Source organism: Pseudoxanthomonas mexicana, assembly GCF_001556105.1.
Classification (GTDB): Bacteria; Pseudomonadota; Gammaproteobacteria; order Xanthomonadales; family Xanthomonadaceae; genus Pseudoxanthomonas_A; species Pseudoxanthomonas_A mexicana_A.
The window spans coordinates 19502-37672 of the sequence record NZ_LSIF01000009.1; the positions used below are offsets into that span (position 1 = coordinate 19502).

15 protein-coding genes and 2 tRNA genes are annotated in these 18171 nt (G+C 62.1%); 14 read left to right on the forward strand and 3 right to left on the reverse strand.

The window, feature by feature from the left end; all coding sequences use genetic code 11:
• Window positions 1-9 precede the first annotated feature (9 nt).
• Window positions 10-1080 (reverse strand): sensor histidine kinase, encoded by a 1071-nt coding sequence (locus AX730_RS01220; protein WP_232310142.1) that lies wholly within the window; start codon window positions 1078-1080, stop codon window positions 10-12.
• Between the two features lie 128 nt (window positions 1081-1208).
• Here AX730_RS01220 and AX730_RS01225 point away from each other — a divergent pair, with 128 nt between their 5' ends.
• From AX730_RS01225 to AX730_RS18265, 6 genes are read left to right on the forward strand one after another with little or no spacing between them, the layout of a single operon-like run.
• The gene (locus tag AX730_RS01225) at window positions 1209-1766 is read left to right on the forward strand and encodes a GspH/FimT family pseudopilin (protein ID WP_062350753.1); all 558 of its coding nucleotides are present in this window, start codon (window positions 1209-1211) and stop codon (window positions 1764-1766) included.
• 5 nt (window positions 1767-1771) lie between these two features.
• Entirely contained in the window at window positions 1772-2248 is a 477-nt protein-coding gene (locus AX730_RS18700; protein ID WP_232310144.1) for a PilV family protein, read from the forward strand.
• A gap of 20 nt (window positions 2249-2268) precedes the next feature.
• Window positions 2269-3117, forward strand: coding sequence for a PilW family protein (locus AX730_RS01230; RefSeq protein WP_157074037.1), 849 nt, complete (start codon window positions 2269-2271; stop codon window positions 3115-3117).
• Window positions 3114-3680: a pilus assembly PilX family protein gene (locus AX730_RS18255; RefSeq protein ID WP_083537625.1), complete on the forward strand. Its 567-nt coding sequence runs from the start codon at window positions 3114-3116 to the stop codon at window positions 3678-3680. Before AX730_RS01230 ends, AX730_RS18255 begins: the two co-directional genes overlap by 4 nt.
• Before the next feature lie 2 nt (window positions 3681-3682).
• Window positions 3683-7342 carry a PilC/PilY family type IV pilus protein gene (locus AX730_RS18260; RefSeq protein ID WP_083537626.1) on the forward strand — a complete coding sequence of 1220 codons (3660 nt, stop codon included), beginning with the start codon at window positions 3683-3685 and terminating at the stop codon, window positions 7340-7342.
• Between the two features lie 2 nt (window positions 7343-7344).
• Window positions 7345-7764, forward strand: coding sequence for a type IV pilin protein (locus AX730_RS18265; protein WP_269746974.1), 420 nt, complete (start codon window positions 7345-7347; stop codon window positions 7762-7764).
• A gap of 140 nt (window positions 7765-7904) precedes the next feature.
• On the opposite strand, the gene AX730_RS01240 is transcribed toward AX730_RS18265, so the two are convergent.
• Together AX730_RS01240 and AX730_RS01245 are read right to left on the reverse strand one after the other, a co-directional pair.
• Window positions 7905-7981, reverse strand: a tRNA-Asn gene (locus AX730_RS01240).
• A gap of 89 nt (window positions 7982-8070) precedes the next feature.
• Window positions 8071-8637: a GspH/FimT family pseudopilin gene (locus tag AX730_RS01245; protein WP_083537627.1), complete on the reverse strand. Its 567-nt coding sequence runs from the start codon at window positions 8635-8637 to the stop codon at window positions 8071-8073.
• 152 nt (window positions 8638-8789) lie between these two features.
• Between AX730_RS01245 and uvrB the strand changes: the two genes are divergently transcribed.
• The 8 genes from uvrB to pheT all read left to right on the forward strand — a co-directional run bounded on the left by uvrB (window position 8790) and on the right by pheT (window position 18139).
• A complete protein-coding gene (gene uvrB / locus AX730_RS01250) occupies window positions 8790-10811 on the forward strand; it encodes an excinuclease ABC subunit UvrB (RefSeq protein ID WP_062350766.1) in 2022 nt (673 codons plus the stop codon).
• A 75-nt stretch (window positions 10812-10886) separates the two neighbouring features.
• Window positions 10887-10961 (forward strand) — tRNA-Val (locus AX730_RS01255).
• Window positions 10962-11196: 235 nt separating this feature from the next.
• Window positions 11197-13104, forward strand: a complete 1908-nt coding sequence (thrS, locus tag AX730_RS01260; protein ID WP_062351020.1) for a threonine--tRNA ligase — start codon at window positions 11197-11199, stop codon at window positions 13102-13104.
• 50 nt (window positions 13105-13154) lie between these two features.
• Window positions 13155-13679, forward strand: coding sequence for a translation initiation factor IF-3 (gene infC / locus AX730_RS01265; protein WP_198146955.1), 525 nt, complete (start codon window positions 13155-13157; stop codon window positions 13677-13679).
• A gap of 285 nt (window positions 13680-13964) precedes the next feature.
• Window positions 13965-14162, forward strand: a complete 198-nt coding sequence (gene rpmI, locus AX730_RS01270; RefSeq protein ID WP_014160066.1) for a 50S ribosomal protein L35 — start codon at window positions 13965-13967, stop codon at window positions 14160-14162.
• A 10-nt stretch (window positions 14163-14172) separates the two neighbouring features.
• Window positions 14173-14532: a 50S ribosomal protein L20 gene (rplT, locus tag AX730_RS01275; protein ID WP_056878215.1), complete on the forward strand. Its 360-nt coding sequence runs from the start codon at window positions 14173-14175 to the stop codon at window positions 14530-14532.
• A gap of 133 nt (window positions 14533-14665) precedes the next feature.
• The gene (pheS, locus tag AX730_RS01280) at window positions 14666-15661 is read left to right on the forward strand and encodes a phenylalanine--tRNA ligase subunit alpha (protein WP_062350773.1); all 996 of its coding nucleotides are present in this window, start codon (window positions 14666-14668) and stop codon (window positions 15659-15661) included.
• Between the two features lie 84 nt (window positions 15662-15745).
• Window positions 15746-18139 carry a phenylalanine--tRNA ligase subunit beta gene (gene pheT / locus AX730_RS01285; protein WP_062350775.1) on the forward strand — a complete coding sequence of 798 codons (2394 nt, stop codon included), beginning with the start codon at window positions 15746-15748 and terminating at the stop codon, window positions 18137-18139.
• Window positions 18140-18171 lie beyond the last annotated feature (32 nt).

Consider the following 18171-nt stretch of genomic DNA (forward strand, 5'->3'; position numbering starts at 1 on the left):
GCAGCAGTGTTATTGCGGCGGATTGAGGGGTAGCCGAACGATGGCCGCATAGACGCCATCGTGGGTTCGCGTATCCACCTGTCCGCGGCCCTGAGTGGCCGCATGGATGCGCGCTCGCACCGAGCTGAGGCCCACCTGGTGACCTGGGGAAACGTGCGCTGACGCTGGGGGCAGCGTATTGGTGACGGAGATCTGCAGGTGCCCGTCGACGACGGTGACGCCGATGCTCACTTCGCCTCCCGTCGTCGAAGGTTCGATACCGTGGCGGATCGCGTTCTCGGCCAATGGCTGGATGGACAGCGTCGGAACCTGCAACGCGGGAAGCGAGTCGGGTACCTCCCAGCTCAGGCGCAACCGATCTCCCAGTCGAAGCTGCTCGATTTCCAGATAGCGGCGGGCCAGTGCGAGATCCTCGTCCAAGGGCAGGGTTTCACGCGACGACAGTGCTGCCCTGAACAAGTCCGACAGGTCCAGCAGCAACTGCTCCGCGAGATCAGGCTTCACGTGCAGCAGCGAAATGCCGGTATTGAGCGTGTTGAACAGGAAGTGCGGCTGGATCCGGGCTTGTAGCGCCTGCAACTTGGCGTGCTCTGCAGCCACAGCCAACTGCTTGGCCCGCCATTGGGCTTGGAAGGCGCCCACGCCCAGTAATCCCACGATCAATGCGATGGCGCTAATCTGTAGTGCCAGGATCTGCCAACCGCCCGTTGGCGGCAACAGGACGTCTCTCACGGCCAGCCAAGCCAAAAGAAGGAATGCCCAGGTGCTGACAAGCAAGGCCGCCAGGCTAACCTGCGCCAGGACCGGTGGGCTGAAAGCCGCCAGCCAGCGCCTCAGCAAATAAAGCAGCCCCATTGCGGTCAGGAACACCCATTGGATAGCCAACGACGCTACGCCGAAGCTGGTCAATCGATCACCAGTCACGCCCGGCGCAATAGCAAGCACGGCCGCCAATGCTTCACCGGCAAGCAATACCCAGATGATGGTACTTGCTTGCCAGAGGGTATCCAGTGGGCTCAGTCGGGTCGAGGAAATTGAAGGCGAGGGCATGCGTGTACCAAGGCGGGGTGACGTCATCATGCCTGCGAACTCCAGACAGGACAGCCTTATCATTGCCACTCAGTAACCAGAACCGGCCGTTCATGCGAAAAGCGGTGGTTCTCGGATGCATGGCTCATCTAGTGTAGATCTCCTACAAGGGGGGTGGTATGTCCTTTCTCCGAAAGACGCGCCGTCGAGAAAGTTGCCTTGATCGGAGGTTTCCTGCTGCCGGATTCACGCTCATCGAACTGGTCGTGACGTTGGCGGTGGCCGCCATCATTGCGGCCATAGCGGTCCCCGCCATGCAGTCGCTGATCAACAGCGGCAGATTGAACAGCATGGCCGAAGAGCTCACCACTGCCATGCAACTGGCACGGTCCGAAGCGATCCGTCGAGCGACCACGGTCACGATGTGTGGAAGTGCCAATGGCACAACGTGTGCCAACGGCACAGACTGGAGTCGCTGGATCATTGTCGGTCGAGACAACGCGGCATCGGATGCGGCGGGTGCCGAGGTCATCACGGTGATTCGCGACAGTGTCATGCCCGCGGGTATGTCGCTGACCGGGCCCGCGGCGGGAGTCCATTTCAATCCCTCGGGACTTCTCAACGCGGAAACCACGGTGTCTGCCTGCCTGCCCAACGCGACAGTCCCGCAGAACCAGCGTGTCGTCACCGTGTTGATCAGTGGCTCTGCCCGGAGCTCAAAGGGGTCCTGCTCGTGAATCAGATGTTTTCCGTTCCTTACCATGTGGCACGTCGTGGCCGATCCTCCACCTCCTTCCGCGAGCGTGGTGTCGGCATTGTTGAAGTGCTTGTTTCGGTCGTTGTTCTCAGTATCGGTCTTTTGGGTGTTGCCGCCATGCAGTCGGTTGCACTGCGCGGTGGTCAGAGTTCACTAGAAACCAGTCAGGCCGTCATCCAGACGACCTCAATCCTAGAATCGATGCGCGCCAATAGCGGGAACTCCAACGCTTACAACACAGGTGGAATGGTGTGTACTGCGGGAGCCGCGGGCACGCTCGCACAGAACGATCTGCGCGATTGGGTCAATGAACTCAAGGCCACCATGGGCACGCCGGGCGATACGACGACATGTGGACAGATCAGGGGCTGCCCAGCCAATTGCGTGATCACCGTTCGTTGGAATGACCAGCGTGCGGGCGGAAACGCAGCGCGTGAGATTGAGACCCGGAGCGCCATATGAGGATGAGAAGCGGAGGTCGCATGAACGTCGCGTATGGCACGCGAGGTTTAAGCCTCATCGAATTGATGGTCGCACTGGTGTTGGGCTTGCTAGTCGTGGGCGCCGCGTTCGCTATCTTTCAATCCAATCAGCTGACCTATCGTTCGAACGAAGGGCTGAATCGGATGCAGGAAAGTGCGCGGATCGCATTCGAGTTGATGTCAGCGGATGTCAGGGCGGCTGGAGGGAACTCGTGTTCCAAGTATTCTCTGGTTGCTGGAAGCGACAGTCGGCAAGAGGCAGTGCGCTTCCGCGATACGCCGGTAAGTGGGAGCAGTACGCGTCTGCGCCTTGTGGGTGGTGACAACGTGGCTTATCGCGTGGTTTCAGCTACGAGCAGCTCCATCACGCTCGACCCGGCCGATATTACGACTCCGCAAGTGTTCGACGACGGTGATGTGCTGGTTCTGTGCAATCCCAGCAAGACTTTCGTAGTTGAGGTCACTAATGTCAGCGGCACTACGGTGAATTTCTCGCCTTCGCTACCGGCCGGCGTCAGCATCAATGCTACACCTGTCGGCCCTACGACGGCCGTTTTGGCGCGCATGCGTGATATCGAGTGGTACGTGGATGTAAACCCCAGGGGAGGCACTTCTCTCTTCATGTCGCGTGGAGGGGGGGGCGCCCAAGAAGTAGCTGAAGGCGTAGAGAATTTGACCATCGGCTATCTGCAGAGCGGTTCCAACATTTACGCGGCTGCGCCAGCTGGCGAAGTTGTTGCGGTCAGGATCACGATGACCCTTCGAGGCCAGAGCATCGAAGGTCGTGCATTCACGCGGCGGTCCTCCAATATCACGAATCTCAGGAGAGGGAGCCTGACGTCGTCATGACTACCCGCCACAAACCGCCATCCACGTCCTTGGGCACGGGTCACGACGGTATTGCGCTTGTCGTGGTACTGGTTCTCCTTGTCGTTACCGCATTGCTCGGCGTGGCTGTGATGCGGAGTTCGGCGATGCAAGAGCGCATGGCCGCCAATCTGCGTGATCGAAGTTTGGCATTCGAAGCTGTGGAATCGACTTTGCGATACGTGCAAAACCAAGTGATGTCGGTAGGATCCATGGAGCAGGCGGCACCGGTGGCGAATGACTGCGCGACACGAAGTGTTTGCCCGAGAGGTTCCGCTGCAGCATGGAGAGCTGCTCCAGCATCGGCCTATGATTCAGCGCGCTTGCCGGTGGCACCCGAGTACTGGGTAGAACATATCGGCGAAGACGTCGCAAACATGATCGACGACGACAATCAGTGCGGTGCGGCGGGTCAGGCGGGAGCCGCGAATCAGAATTGCAGGACACAGATATATCGCGTGATCGTGCGCAGCCGTTCGGAAGGGCGTGCTGACGTGGTCATCCAGGCGAACGTCGCCGGCGGTACGCAGCAGGCAGGCCCCTAATCATGAACGCATCCAATGTCCGCGAGACGCGCAAGTGGTGGGCGGCGCCCGCCACCTTTTTGGCTACCGTACTGGCGCTTCCTGTCAATGCTGGAATTGCGATTCCAGATGATCCACTCACAACTGGCGCACGTGTTGCGCCCAACGTGCTTTTCATCTTGGACGACTCCGGATCTATGTCGTTCGATGAGATGTACAATCCCTCGGTAAGCAGGACATCGGGTGACGGCACGGTCCGTGCACTCTCTTACGCGACCAATACGGTCTACTACAATCCTGCCATCACTTACGAGACGTGGACGAATGCCGCTGGCAACAGAATTGCCGGAGGCACCACGTATGGCGCCGCATATGCCGACTTTGATCGAGCCACTGGCAACACGATCAACTTGGCTGATAGTTCCAGCTGCAGCACTCATACGCAGAACGGCGCCAATGTGAGTGTGTGCGGTGGTGTTCAGACATACTTCGTGCCGAAAACGCCCTCGAATACGACGGCGGCCAACCTGTCCGATTCGGCGAACTATTACCGCTATCAGATTCTCGCAGACGGTAGTGTGTATCGTGCGGAACGATTGGGTTACACGGCCACCAATACCACGACGTCAGCTACACTCGGAGTCAATGTTGGTTCGGTGCTTCCCGGCATCTACAGCACCACTTGGTCATTTCAGGTGCCGGATGGGGCCGGCAACCTCAATATACGCATTTCTGGCGGTACGGCGACGGGCAGGGGGGCCGACCTGTACGTTCGTCGGGGGAACTCGACGGTGAGCACCAGTAACTATGACTGGGGTGCGAGCACGAACGGCAACACGGAAACCGTGACGCTGGCTTCGCCGGCGGCGGGCACATACTATTTGCGCATCTATGCGCAGGCGGCTTATGTCGGCCCTGTGACCGCGAGTTACAGCTACGAAGGCGGTTACGGATGCGCCTCCAGCACCTCCGGTGCCAATTGGCGCAATTGCACCCGCATCACGCCTTCGTATGTCGACAATCAAGGTGTCACCAGGCAGCGAGACGAGGCTGGTGAGCGGAATAACTTCGCCACTTGGTTCTCCTACCACCGCACACGCATGAAGGCGGCGAAGGCTGGAGCGAGCGATGCTTTCAAGCCACTCGACAGCAAGGTGCGTGTGGGTTTCCGTACCATTTGGAACCGCAATACTTTCAGTATCCCTGTCACTGACGGTAACGATGGTCGATTCGTCGACAATCCTGATGATCCTCGTACTTCTGCAAACGAGTCCACGACCTCTCGCTCTACGTGGTATCAGCGGCTGCACAACGCCACCAGCGGCGGCAACACACCTCTACATGGCGCATTGAATTCCGCGGGCGCCTACTTCAGCAACAGCGATCCTACCGGTCCTTACGGACCGCAGTCTTCGCCGAATCAGTACTCCTGCCGGCAGAACTTTGCGATCCTGACGACTGACGGCTATTGGAACAATTACCAGGGGGTCGATGTCGGGAATCAGGACAATGTAGGAGGTACGAACATCACTGGTCCGAATAACCAGACCTATACGTACACAGCCAACTCGCCCTATCGTGATGGATATTCCAATACGTTGGCGGACGTGGCGATGTATTACTGGAAGCGGGACCTGCGTACCGATTCTTCCATGACCAATAATGTTCCGACGACGGCCAAGAACCCCGCTTTTTGGCAGCACATGGTCACTTTCGGCATCTCGATCGGATTGAAAGGCAACAAGGGGTGGACCAGCGTAGAAGAGGTGCCCGACAACGCGACCTGGGCCGACGCGACCGTGGAAGAGAATGCGGATCGAATTGATGACTTGCTGCATGCTGCTGTCAATAGTCGTGGCGCCTTCGTATCAGCCAGCGATCCTGCGGAGTTCACGGCGGGCTTAGGATTGGCGCTTGCTGCCATCGCAGAGCGCACGAGCTCCTATTCCAACGTGTCGTCCAACTCGGTGTCCTTGGATACAGGGTCTCAGGTATTCAGTGCGAGCTATGTGTCCGGTGCGTGGACCGGCCAGGTGACAGCACGTTCTGTCAGTACCAGCGGAGTGGGGGGCGTCGCTTGGACATCGTCGATTCCAAGCTGGAGCACGCGGAAGGTATTCACTTCCGATGGGCTGACCGGCGTGAGCTTTCCGACGACGCTCCAGGCCGCTTCTTTGCTACGTGTTGGTGGTACTGCGGACTATCCGGTTCTGGCCAACGACAACGCCAATTACATCAAGGGCGAGGCGCGCTTGGAAGAACGGAACAATACGGGCAAGCTCCGCAATCGCAATTCCATACTCGGGGACATCGTCAGCTCGTCACCGGCGTACGTTGCCGACACCAATACGCTGTACGTTGGTGCCAACGACGGCATGATGCATGCTTTCGATGCGTCCAGCGGTCAGGAGTTGTTTGCATATGTGCCCAACATCATAAATTTTGGCCATCTGGCCACGCTAAGCCGTGGTGACTATACCCATAAGTTCTTTGTAGATGGCCCAATCGCGGTGACCAGTCGAGCGCTTACGCCCGGTAGAAACCTTCTGGTGGGGACGCTGGGTCGTGGCGGGAAAGGCGTTTACTCGCTCGATGTGACCGCGCCTGGTTCGGCATCGGCAACTTCGGTGGCCAAGTGGGAGAGGGCAGAAACTCCAGGCAACAACATGGGTCTGGTGCTGGGGCGTCCCGTACTGGCCAATATGACCGGCGGCACGTCCGTTGCGGTCATTGGAAATGGCATCAACAGTACGCGTGAGCGTGCGGTGCTGGTGGTGATGAACGCCGAAACCGGTGCCGTTATCCGGGAAATAGACACCGGGGTGGGTTCGACCGCGCTGCCGAATGGGCTGTCCGCTCCGGCTGCCGCCTATGACGTGGACGGAAAGACGCTGAAGTATGTATTCGCTGGTGATATGCAGGGAAATGTCTGGAAGTTCGATCTGACCGATTCCCTACCTGCGAGTTGGACTGTTACCCGGTTGTTTAGTGCGGTCGACAGCGGTGGGAAGGCGCAGCCTATTACCGCAAGGGTGACGATCGCCACACATCCGCTTACCCGCAAGCGCTGGATCTTCTTCGGAACAGGCCGCTATATGACGGTGGATGATGCAAGCTCTGCCACTACGGATGTGCAAAGTATGTACGGTTTTGTCGATGAATCCATGGCTGTTACTCGCAGCGATCTTACGCAACGCACTGTTGCGGTGACCAACGATACGGCGAATGGATATCCGGTTCGTGCATTCCAGGCGGCCGCAAATCTGCCTGCTGGATCCAAGGGTTGGTACATCAATCTGCCGGCTGCTGGCGAGCGTATTGTTCAAGACGCCCAGGTCGTCTCTGCGTTCCTGGTTACGGCCAGCATGGTTCCTACGGGTAATGCATGCGAGGCAGATGGTTCCGGCTACATCAATGCATTGAGCGCTTTTACTGGCACCAGTGGCGGGATTGCTTTCTTCGATCTCAATGGGAACGGTCAAACCAGTGATGATTCAGTGACATCGGGTGCCAATCAATTGCCGATAGGCTCCGTAAATCTCGGCGTTGGCATGCCGACACTGCCCAATCTTCTGCGCGGATTGACCGTGGTTGATGGAACAGGCGGGACCGGGGGTCGTGGTTTGCGCGGCTTAGGTGCGAATTGGGAGCGCGTCTCGTGGCGCGAGGTCAGGAGGGATTGACTATGATGTCCGGTATTCAAGACTCTGGAGTTACGATGTCGCGCCGTCGTACGGAAGGCTTTTCGCTCATTGAGGTGATGGTGGTGGTGGCAATCATTGGCATCATTGCGGCGATCGCATGGCCAAGCTACACCCAGTACGTGATCAAGGGTCGGCGTGACGCTGGCAAGGCCTGCCTTACCCAGGCTACGCAGCAGGCGGAGCGTATTTACACCACTGAGCTCAGCTATGCGAATCTCCCGAACGTTTTCCCTTGCGATTCCTCGGTCGCTCCTTTCTATGCCGTTCGAACCACTGCGGCCGGTGCGAGGACATATACGCTTAGCGCGATTCCTACGGCTGCGCAGCCAGACGGGGTGTGTGGGACGATGACGCTAAATCAGGCAGGAACAAAGACGCCAGGAACTGCTGGCTGCTGGTAGGCGCGGAGCCAGGGTTGCCGGGGAGAGGCATCGCTTCTTCTGGCTGATTGCATATGCAAGTCAACGGCGCTCTTCGCGCGACACCCTTAGCAACACAGGAAATAAGAAGGCCGCATCCAAGGATGCGGCCTTCTCCAATGTGGCGCCCGAAGTTGGACTCGAACCAACGACCCCCTGATTAACAGTCAAGTGCTCTAACCGGCTGAGCTATTCGGGCGGGGCGCGTATTGTAGCCAGCCCTTTACGCGGGGACAAGTCTCTCGTCAGCGCGTGGCATATCCATCATGCGCCCTGGCTGGACCGGTCTCAGCAAGGTGTGCTCAGGTTGCCCTGGACGGTGCGGGCGCGCCCGGTGCTGTTCAGCACCACACTGCCAGCCACATGGTCGTCGTAGCAGATCCGGATGGTCAGGTTGGTTCCGTAGCTCATGCCGGAGGACTGGTAGCGCACATGGCGCCGGCCCTGGGTCGACACGATGCGGATACGTGGATCGCTGGGTACGGTGTCGTTGCGGTAAATGTCGATGTCTTCGTCGGGTTGCCGGTTGCCATCCGGGTCCCGGAAGGAAAGCCAGTGACCGCCCCAGTCGGTGTCGTGGCGGCACGTGCCTGCGCCTTCGCTGGGACACACCACGACCGGCACGCCATGGCTGATCGCTGTCATGCGCGCCGAGGCGAAGTGGGAGACGAGCAGGTTCATCGTGGCATTGACCTGCTGCCGTACGCGGAAATTCTGTAGCGACGGGATAGCGATGGCGGTGATCAGGGCCAGTACCGCCAGTGCAACGGACAGTTCGATGAGGGTGACGCCGCGCACACGATTGTGCGGGCACGTGCTTCCCGGTGCCCGGGAAGGCGAGGGCATCCATGCCATCGGTGGCTCCTTGCTGGTTGTGGACGGTCCCAGCGTCGGTTCCACGACGCGCCCAAGCCATCAGGGCACGTCCTGTCCGCATGTAGGAAATCGCCGTCCGGATGATGACAACGGCCGGTCTATACTGGTCAATCGTCGGCGGGCCGTTTTCCATGACTGATCGTTTCCAGCTTGTTTCTCCATATTTCCCCGCCGGCGACCAGCCGCGGGCGATCGAAAAACTGGTCGAGAATTTCGAGGCCGGCCTGGCAAAGCAGACGCTGCTGGGCGTGACCGGCTCCGGCAAGACCTACACCATCGCCAACGTGGTGCAGCAGGTGCAGAAGCCGACCCTCATCATGGCGCCGAACAAGACGCTGGCGGCGCAGCTGTATGGCGAGTTCAAGGCGTTCTTCCCGCACAACGCGGTGGAGTACTTCGTCAGTTACTACGACTACTACCAGCCAGAGGCCTACGTGCCGTCGAGCGATACCTTCATCGAGAAGGACAGCTCGATCAACGAGCACATCGAGCAGATGCGGCTGGCGGCGACCAAGACGCTGCTGTCGCGCCCGGATGCACTGGTGGTGGCTACCGTGTCCGCCATCTACGGCCTGGGCGCGCCTGAGGACTACCTGTCGCTGCGGTTGATCCTGTCGCTGGGCGAGCGCATCGATCAGCGCGAGTTGATCCGCCACCTGACCCAGCTGCAGTACACCCGCAACGAGTACGAGCTGCAGCGCGGCACGTTCCGCGTGCGCGGCGAGATCATCGATGTGCATCCGGCGGAAAGCGACGCCGAGGCCGTGCGCATCGAGCTGTTCGATGGCGAGGTCGAGGGGCTGAGCCTGTTCGATCCATTGACCGGCGAATCGTTGCGGAAGCTGCAGCGCTACACCGTCTATCCGAAGACCCATTACGCCACCACTCGCGAACGCGTGCTCGCCGCCATCGACACCATCAAGGTCGAACTGAAGGAGCGGCTGGAGCAGCTCTATTCGCAGAACAAGCTGGTCGAGGCGCAACGGCTGGCGCAGCGGACCCAGTTCGATCTGGAAATGATGGCGGAAGTCGGCTTCTGCTCCGGCATCGAGAACTATTCGCGCCACCTGACCGGCAAGGCGCCCGGCGAGCCGCCGCCGACGTTGTTCGACTACCTGCCGGCCGATGCGTTGCTGGTGATCGACGAGTCGCACGTGACCATTCCGCAGATCGGTGCCATGTACAAGGGCGACCGCTCGCGAAAGGAAACGCTGGTGGAATTCGGCTTCCGCCTGCCGTCGGCACTGGACAACCGGCCGCTGCGTTTCGAGGAGTGGGAGGTCCGTTCACCGCGCAGCATCTATGTCTCCGCCACGCCCGGGCCATACGAGCTGCGCGAATCCAACGGCGAGATCGTCGAGCTGGTGGTGCGTCCCACCGGCCTGATCGATCCGGAGGTGGAGATCCGTCCCGTCGGTACCCAGGTCGATGACTTGCTGTCGCAGATCAACGAACGCGTGTCGTGGGGCGATCGCGTGCTGGTCACCACGCTGACCAAGCGCATGGCCGAGAACCTGACCGAGTATCTGGGCGAGCACGGCATCAAGGTCCGTTACCTGCACTCGGACGTGGACACGGTCGAGCGCGTGGAGATCATCCGCGACCTGCGGCTGGGCAAGTTCGACGTGCTGGTTGGCATCAACCTGCTGCGCGAGGGTCTGGACATGCCCGAGGTCTCGCTGGTGGCTATTCTGGATGCCGACAAGGAGGGCTTCCTGCGCTCTACCGGTTCGCTGATCCAGACCATCGGTCGTGCTGCCCGCAACCTGCGCGGCAAGGCGATCCTCTATGCCGACAAGATGACCCGCTCCATGCAGGCGGCGATCGACGAAACCAGCCGTCGCCGCGAGAAGCAGGTGGAATACAACCTTGAGCATGGCATCACGCCGAAATCCGTGGCCCGTCCCATCGTGGACATCCTGGAGGGTGCGCGCAGCGAGGCGGCCAACGAAGGCAAAGGCGGGCGGGGCAAGTCGCGTCGGGTGGCGGAAGAGCCAGCCGAGTACGGCGTGATGGATCCGGCCCAGGCGGTCACCCGCATCAAGGCGCTGGAGCAGCAGATGTACCAGCATGCGCGTGACCTGGAATTCGAGGACGCCGCGCGCCTGCGCGACCAGATCCAGCGACTGAAGGAGGCCAGCCTGGGCGGCTGAGCAATAGAAATCATGTCCCGGTTGTCGGCGACCCCGCTTCCGGGCTAGAATTCGCGCCCCTGCAAAGGGCAGACCGGGCGGTTAGCTCAGCGGTAGAGCACTACCTTGACATGGTAGGGGTCACAGGTTCGAACCCTGTACCGCCCACCACGCTTCCACGGCGTGGATTCCGGACTTCTGGGGCCAGCCCGATGCGCCATCCGTATTCACGAGGTGGCCCGCGGAAACGCCGGCCGAGCGTGCGACATGAGCACTACCATCGCCTGAACCTGGTTTTGCCCGAGGCATCGCATCCCGTAGGCGCCCTCGTGGCGCTTTTTTCATGCCTGCACACCCGCCCGGCTGCCACGGCGCCGGCGTCATCCAGACCGAGTCCACGCCTCCGATGATCACCATCACGCTCCCCGACGGCAGCCGCCGCGAGTTCGAAAACCCCGTCTCCGTCATGGAGGTCGCGCAGTCCATCGGCGCCGGCCTGGCCAAGGCCACCGTGGCCGGCGCGGTCGACGGCGTGCTGGTCGACGCCAGCGACGTCATCGACCGCGATGCATCGCTGCGCATCATCACGCCGAAGGACGAGGAGGGCGTGGAGATCATCCGCCACTCCTGCGCCCACCTGGTCGGCCACGCGGTGAAGCAGTTGTACCCGGACGTGAAGATGGTCATCGGCCCGGTCATCGCGGAAGGCTTCTACTACGACATCTACAGCGAGCGCCCGTTCACGCCCGACGACCTGGCGGCGGTCGAGCAGCGCATGCAGGAGCTGATCGCGCAGGATTACGACGTCATCAAGAAGGTGACGCCGCGCGCCGAGGTCGTGGACGTGTTCAAGGCCCGCGGCGAGGACTACAAGCTTCGCCTGATCGACGACATGGGGCCAGACATCACCGCGATGGGCCTGTACTACCACCAGGAATACGTGGACATGTGCCGCGGTCCGCACGTGCCGAACACGCGCTTCCTGAAGGCCTTCAAGCTGACGCGCATCTCCGGCGCCTACTGGCGCGGCGACGCCAAGAACGAACAGCTGCAGCGCATCTACGGCACCGCCTGGGCCGACAAGAAGCAGCTCGAGGCTTACATCCAGCGCATCGAGGAAGCCGAGAAGCGCGACCACCGCAAGATCGGCAAGCAACAGGAGCTGTTCCACCTGCAGGAGGAGGCGCCGGGCCTGGTGTTCTGGCACCCGAAGGGCTGGGCCATCTGGCAGGTGGTGGAGCAGTACATGCGCAAGGTCTACCGCGACAGCGGCTACCAGGAAGTGCGCTGCCCGCAGATCCTCGACGTGGCCTTGTGGAAGAAATCCGGGCACTGGGACAACTACAAGGAAAACATGTTCTTCAGCGAGTCGGAGAGCCGCACCTATGCGGTCAAGCCGATGAACTGCCCGGGCCATGTGCAGGTGTTCAACCAGGGCCTGCACAGCTACCGCGACCTGCCGATCCGCTATGGCGAGTTCGGCGCCTGCCACCGCAACGAGCCGTCGGGCGCGCTGCACGGCATCCTGCGCGTGCGCGGCTTCACGCAGGACGATGGCCACATCTTCTGCACGGAAGACCAGATCGAAGCCGAGGTCACCGCGTTCCACCAGCAGGCACTGAAGGTCTATTCGGACTTCGGTTTCGAGGACATCCAGATCAAGATCGCCCTGCGCCCCGAATCGCGCCTGGGCGACGACGCCACCTGGGACAAGGCCGAGGCTGCCCTGCGCGCCGCGCTGCGCAGCTGTGGCGTGGAATGGCAGGAGCTGCCGGGCGAGGGCGCGTTTTACGGCCCCAAGATCGAGTACCACCTGAAGGACGCCATCGGCCGGACCTGGCAGCTGGGCACGATGCAGGTCGATTTCATGATGCCGGGCCGCCTCGGCGCCGAGTACGTGGACGAGAACAGTCAGCGCCAGCAGCCGGTCATGCTGCACCGGGCCATCGTCGGCTCGATGGAACGCTTCATCGGCATCCTGATCGAGCACCATGCTGGTGCATTCCCGTCCTGGCTGGCCCCCCAGCAGGCTGTGGTCATGAATATCACCGATGCCCAGGCCGATTATGTGGCCGACGTCCGGAAAACCCTTGCAAATCAAGGCTTCCGGGTCGCAGCCGATTTGCGGAACGAGAAGATCGGCTATAAGATTCGCGAGCACACGCTGCAGCGGGTGCCATACCTGCTGGTGGTCGGTGACCGCGAGAAGGACAATGGCGCCATCGCCGTGCGTACACGTTCTGGAGAAGACCTGGGCAGCATGTCCGTTGCCGCCTTCGCAGAACGTTTGCGGAACGAGCACGCCGCGCAATAATTGGTTCCGGTCCTTCGCGGGCCGGCGCACCCCTCCCTGGAGACTGCAACATCAGCATCCCTGACAACAAGCAAAACCGCAAAAACCACGAGATCCGCGTGCCGCGCGTGCGCGTGATCGGTTCGGACGGCGAAATGATCGGCGTGCTCTCGCGCGACGAAGCGCTGGCGAAAGCGGAAGACGAAGGCCTGGACCTGGTGGAAATCCAGCCCAACGCCGAGCCGCCTGTCTGCAAGATCATGGACTTCGGCAAGTTCAAGTTCGAAGCGCAGAAGAAGGCCAACGAGGCCAAGAAGAAGCAGAAGCAGGTCGAGATCAAGGAACTCAAGTTCCGTCCCGTCACCGACGAGGGCGACTACCAGATCAAGATGCGCAATATCCGCCGCTTCCTGGAAGAAGGCGACAAGGTCAAGGTCAACATCCGTTTCCGTGGCCGCGAGATGAGCCACCAGGAGTTGGGTCGCGAGATGGCCGCGCGCATCGAGGCGGAACTGGGCGACGAGATCGTCATCGAATCCCGTCCGCGCCTGGAAGGCCGGCAGATGGTCATGATGATCGCGCCGAAGAAGAAGTGACCCGCCGCGCGCCTTGGCGCGCAGGTCCTTGACGGGAGGGGCGCCGCAGGGCGCCCTTGCTGTTTCCGGTACTCGCGGCCCGGCTAAGTGGCCGGATTTGCAAGAGAAATCGGCAGCGGGCATAATACGCGGCCCGGTACGCCGGGAGGCTGTTCGCAGTCGATGGACCCGTCGCAGGTTCCGCTATGGAATCAACGACTTACAAGCCGATATGGGCATGGATGGAAAGCGTGGTCGCAAGACTGCCGCCCGGATCAGTGACATAAACCCGTCAAGGACATAGCAATGCCCAAGATCAAGACCCACCGGGCGGCGGCGAAGCGTTTTCGCAAGACCGCATCCGGCAAGTTCAAGGCTGGCCACGCCAACCGTAGCCACATCCTCACCAAGAAAGCGACCAAGCGTAAGCGCGGCCTTCGTGCGACGAACATCATTCGCGCCGAAGACAGCGGCCGTCTGAACCGCATGCTTCCCTACCTCTGAGGATTGAGACATGGCACGAGTTAAGCGTGGCGTGACGGCGCGTCGCCGTCACAAGAAAGTCCTTCACCTCGCCAAGGGCTACTACAACGCCCGTCGCAAGGTATTCCGCGTCGCCAAGCAGGCGGTGATCAAGGCGGGTCAGTACGCCTACATCGGCCGCAAGCAGAAGAAGCGCAACTTCCGTTCGCTGTGGATCACGCGTATTAACGCGGCCGCCCGTCTGAACGGTCTGAGCTACAGCCGTTTCATGAACGGCCTGCTGAAGGCTGGCATCACCCTGGACCGCAAGGTGCTGGCGGACATCGCCGTGCACGATGCGACCGGTTTTGCGGCCCTGGCTGAAAAGGCGAAGGGCGCACTCGCGGCGTAAGCCGCGTCTCCACCGTACAGCACTCCGGCAGTCCATCGCCGGGAACACGTGGGGAAGGGCGCGAGTCCTTCCCCATTGTTTTTTGTGGTTTCTGTTTTTGTGCCACAGCCTGGCACCCTCTCATGGATCTCCAATGAGCGAAATCGAATCCCTGTCCACGCAGGCGCTGGCCGACATCGCCGCTGCGCAATCGCCAGACGTGGTGGAACAGCTGCGTGTCGCGCTGCTGGGCAAGAGCGGCAGCATCACGACGCAGCTGAAGCAGTTGGGCGCGTTGCCTGCCGACCAGCGCAAGGCTGCCGGCGAAGCCATCAACCGCGCGCGCGATGCGATCGGTGAGGCCTTGTCGGTGCGCAAGTCCGTGCTGGAGGACGTCGCGCTCGACGCGCGCCTGGCGGGCGAGACCATCGATGTGACGCTGCCCGGTCGCAATGGCGCGCGCGGTGGCCTGCATCCGATCAGCCGCACGCTGGAGCGCATCGCCGACATCTTCGGTCGCCTTGGCTATGAACTGGCCGACGGCCCGGAAATCGAGGACGACCAGCACAACTTCGAGGCGCTGAACTTCCCGCCGCACCACCCGGCGCGCGCCATGCACGACACGTTCTACTTCGGCGACGGCCGTCTGTTGCGTACGCATACCTCCGGTGTGCAGGTGCGTTACATGGACACGCATCAACCGCCGCTGCGCATGATCGCTGCCGGCAAGGTCTACCGCAGCGACAGCGACCAGACCCATTCGCCGATGTTCCATCAGGTGGAAGGCCTGCTGGTGGACGAGCATTCCACGTTCGCCGACCTCAAGGGCACGCTCGCCGAGTTCGTGCGTGCGTTTTTCGAGCGCGACTTCGAGATGCGCTTCCGTCCCAGCTATTTCCCCTTCGTCGAGCCCGGTGCGGAAGTCGATATCGCCTGGCAGCAACCCGATGGCAGCACACGTTGGTTGGAAGTGCTGGGTTGCGGCATGGTGCATCCGAACGTGCTGCGCAACTGCGGCATCGATCCGGAGCGTTACACCGGTTTCGCTTTCGGCCTGGGCGTGGAGCGCTTCGCGATGCTGCGCTACGGCGTCAACGACCTGCGCGCGTTCTTCGAGAACGATGTGCGGTTCCTGAAGCAGTTCGCGTAACGCGGCCACGACACACCGCACGCGCACGACGACACCTGACTCTTGAAGACGGCGGGCCTGGGCCCGCCCTACGGATCACGAACGATGAAGTTCTCTGAAAACTGGTTGCGCAGCCATGTCCCCACACAGGCCACCCGCGATGAACTGTCCGCGACGCTGACCGCGATCGGCCTGGAGGTCGAAGACGTCACGGCGCTGGGCGATGGCCTGGCGAACGTGGTGGTGGCGCGCATCGTCGACTGCGCCAAGCACCCCGAAGCCGACCGCCTGCAGGTCTGCCAGGTCGATGCGGGGCAGGGCGCCGTGCTGCAGATCGTCTGTGGCGCGCCCAACGCGCGTCCGGGCCTGCTGGCGCCGCTGGCGATGGTCGGCGCGAATGTCGGCGGCATCGCCATCAAGGCGGCCAAGCTGCGCGGGGTGGAATCCAACGGCATGCTGTGTTCGGCCAAGGAACTCGGCATCGATGCCGATGCCTCCGGCCTGCTGGAGTTGCCGGCGAATGCGCCGATCGGTACCGCGATTGGCGACTATCTGGGTCTGCCGGACGCCAGCATCGAGATCAAGCTGACGCCGAACCGTGCCGACTGCTTCAGCGTGCGCGGCATCGCCTACGACGTCGCGGCGTCGCTGGGCAGCGAGGTCAAGCCGTTCGATGCTGCGCCCGTGCCGGCGCAAAGTCTGTCCGAACTGAGCGTCGAACTTGAGGCTGGCGCGCGCGTGCCGCGTTTCGCCGGCCGCGTGATCGAAAGCGTCGATGCGACCGCTCCCTCGCCGGTATGGATGGTCGAGCGCCTGCGCCGCAGCGGCGTGCGCCCGATCAGCTTCCTGGTCGATGTGACCCAGTACGTGATGCTCGAGCTCGGCCAGCCGATGCATGCCTTCGACAAGGACACGCTGGAGGGCGGCATCGTCGTGCGTCCTGCGCGCAAGGACGAAGCCGTTGCGCTGCTGGATGGCCGTACCGTGGCACTCGATGACGATTTCCTGGTCGTCTCGGATGGCCGCGGCGGTCGCGCTGCCCGTGCCGTCGCGCTGGGCGGCATCATGGGCGGGCTGGATACGCGCGTCACCGACAGCACGCGCAACGTCTTCCTGGAAGCCGCGCACTGGATTCCGTCCGCGATCATCGGCCGCAGCCGCAAGTTGGGCCTGCATACGGACGCCGGCCATCGTTTCGAGCGCGGCGTCGATCCGGAACTGCCGCGCATCGCCGTGGAGTACGCCACCCGCCTGATCCTCGAGATCGCGGGCGGAACACCCGGCCCGACCACGGTGGTCGATCATGCGGAGCACCTGCCCAAGCCCACCGCCATCCTGCTGCGGCGCGCACGTATTGCCCGCGTGCTGGGTGTCGATATTCCGGACGCCGAAGTCGAGCGCATCCTGCGCGCGCTCGGCCTGCAGGCGGCCGCGGTCGCCGAGGGCTGGAGCGTGGTCGCGCCCAGCCGACGCTTCGACATCGCCATCGAGGAAGACCTGATCGAGGAACTCGCGCGCATCCACGGTTACGATCGCGTGCCCACCACGCTGCCGGGCGGGGCGACCCGCGTCGCGGCACCGAGCGAAACGCGGGTCGAGGACGGCGTCGTGCGCCGGCAACTGGCGGCGCGCGATTACTTCGAAACGGTCAACTTCGCCTTCGTCGATGTGCAGTGGTTGGCGCATTGGGGCGCTGCGGACGGCGCCGTACCGCTGGCGAATCCGCTCAGCGCCGAACTGGCGATCATGCGCACGCAATTGCTGCCCGGCCTCGTGGCCGCCCTGCAGCGCAATGCCGCGCGACAGGCGGGACGCGTGCGCCTGTTCGAGATCGGCAACGTGTTCCAGGCACCGGCGCAGGCGGGCGATGCGCCCGTCGAGTCGCTGCGCATTGCCGCCGCGATCACCGGCGAGGCGGTTGCCGAGCAGTGGGGCCTGCCTTCGCGCAAGGTCGATTTCCACGATCTCAAGGGGGACCTGGAAAGCGTGGCCACCCTGGCGGGAGCGTCGCTCGAATTCCGTCCGTCGCTTGCTGCCCATGGCCATCCCGGCCGGTCCGCGGACGTGTACCGCGACGGGGTCCGGATTGGCTGGATCGGGCAACTGCATCCCCGCCTGCAACGCCATCTCGATCTGGATGTCGACGTGATCGCATTCGAACTCGACCTTGCTCCGTTGAGCGCCAAGGCGCTGCCGCGCGCAACCGAGCTGTCCCGCTACCCGTCCGTCCGCCGCGACCTCGCGTTCGTCGTGGCGGAAGACGTGTCCTGGGCCGCGCTGGCGGCGACGGTCCGGCGCGCCGCCGGCCCACTGCTGCGCGATGTCCAGCTGTTCGACCGGTACGTCGGGCAGGGGGTCGAATCCGGTCAAAAGAGTCTCGCTATGGGCTTGATTTTGCAGGACAACTCACGCACTCTCACCGAGGGCGACGTTGCGCAGGTAGTGGCGGCTGTCGTGGCCGCGATCGATGAAGCGCACGGCGCGAAGATCCGCGGATGACCGGTATGAAAGCGGTAGCAGGGCCGGCGACG

Coding starts and splice junctions, on each gene's coding strand:
- AX730_RS01230 (WP_157074037.1), top strand. CDS start 2,269: ATGAACGTCGCGTATGGCACGCGAGGTTTAAGCCTCATCGAATTGATG.
- uvrB (WP_062350766.1), top strand. CDS start 8,790: ATGACTGATCGTTTCCAGCTTGTTTCTCCATATTTCCCCGCCGGCGAC.
- thrS (WP_062351020.1), top strand. CDS start 11,197: ATGATCACCATCACGCTCCCCGACGGCAGCCGCCGCGAGTTCGAAAAC.
- AX730_RS18700 (WP_232310144.1), top strand. CDS start 1,772: ATGTTTTCCGTTCCTTACCATGTGGCACGTCGTGGCCGATCCTCCACC.
- rpmI (WP_014160066.1), top strand. CDS start 13,965: ATGCCCAAGATCAAGACCCACCGGGCGGCGGCGAAGCGTTTTCGCAAG.
- AX730_RS01220 (WP_232310142.1), bottom strand. CDS start 1,080: ATGATGACGTCACCCCGCCTTGGTACACGCATGCCCTCGCCTTCAATT.
- pheS (WP_062350773.1), top strand. CDS start 14,666: ATGAGCGAAATCGAATCCCTGTCCACGCAGGCGCTGGCCGACATCGCC.
- AX730_RS01245 (WP_083537627.1), bottom strand. CDS start 8,637: ATGGCATGGATGCCCTCGCCTTCCCGGGCACCGGGAAGCACGTGCCCG.
- AX730_RS18265 (WP_269746974.1), top strand. CDS start 7,345: ATGATGTCCGGTATTCAAGACTCTGGAGTTACGATGTCGCGCCGTCGT.
- AX730_RS18260 (WP_083537626.1), top strand. CDS start 3,683: ATGAACGCATCCAATGTCCGCGAGACGCGCAAGTGGTGGGCGGCGCCC.
- AX730_RS18255 (WP_083537625.1), top strand. CDS start 3,114: ATGACTACCCGCCACAAACCGCCATCCACGTCCTTGGGCACGGGTCAC.
- AX730_RS01225 (WP_062350753.1), top strand. CDS start 1,209: ATGTCCTTTCTCCGAAAGACGCGCCGTCGAGAAAGTTGCCTTGATCGG.
- pheT (WP_062350775.1), top strand. CDS start 15,746: ATGAAGTTCTCTGAAAACTGGTTGCGCAGCCATGTCCCCACACAGGCC.
- rplT (WP_056878215.1), top strand. CDS start 14,173: ATGGCACGAGTTAAGCGTGGCGTGACGGCGCGTCGCCGTCACAAGAAA.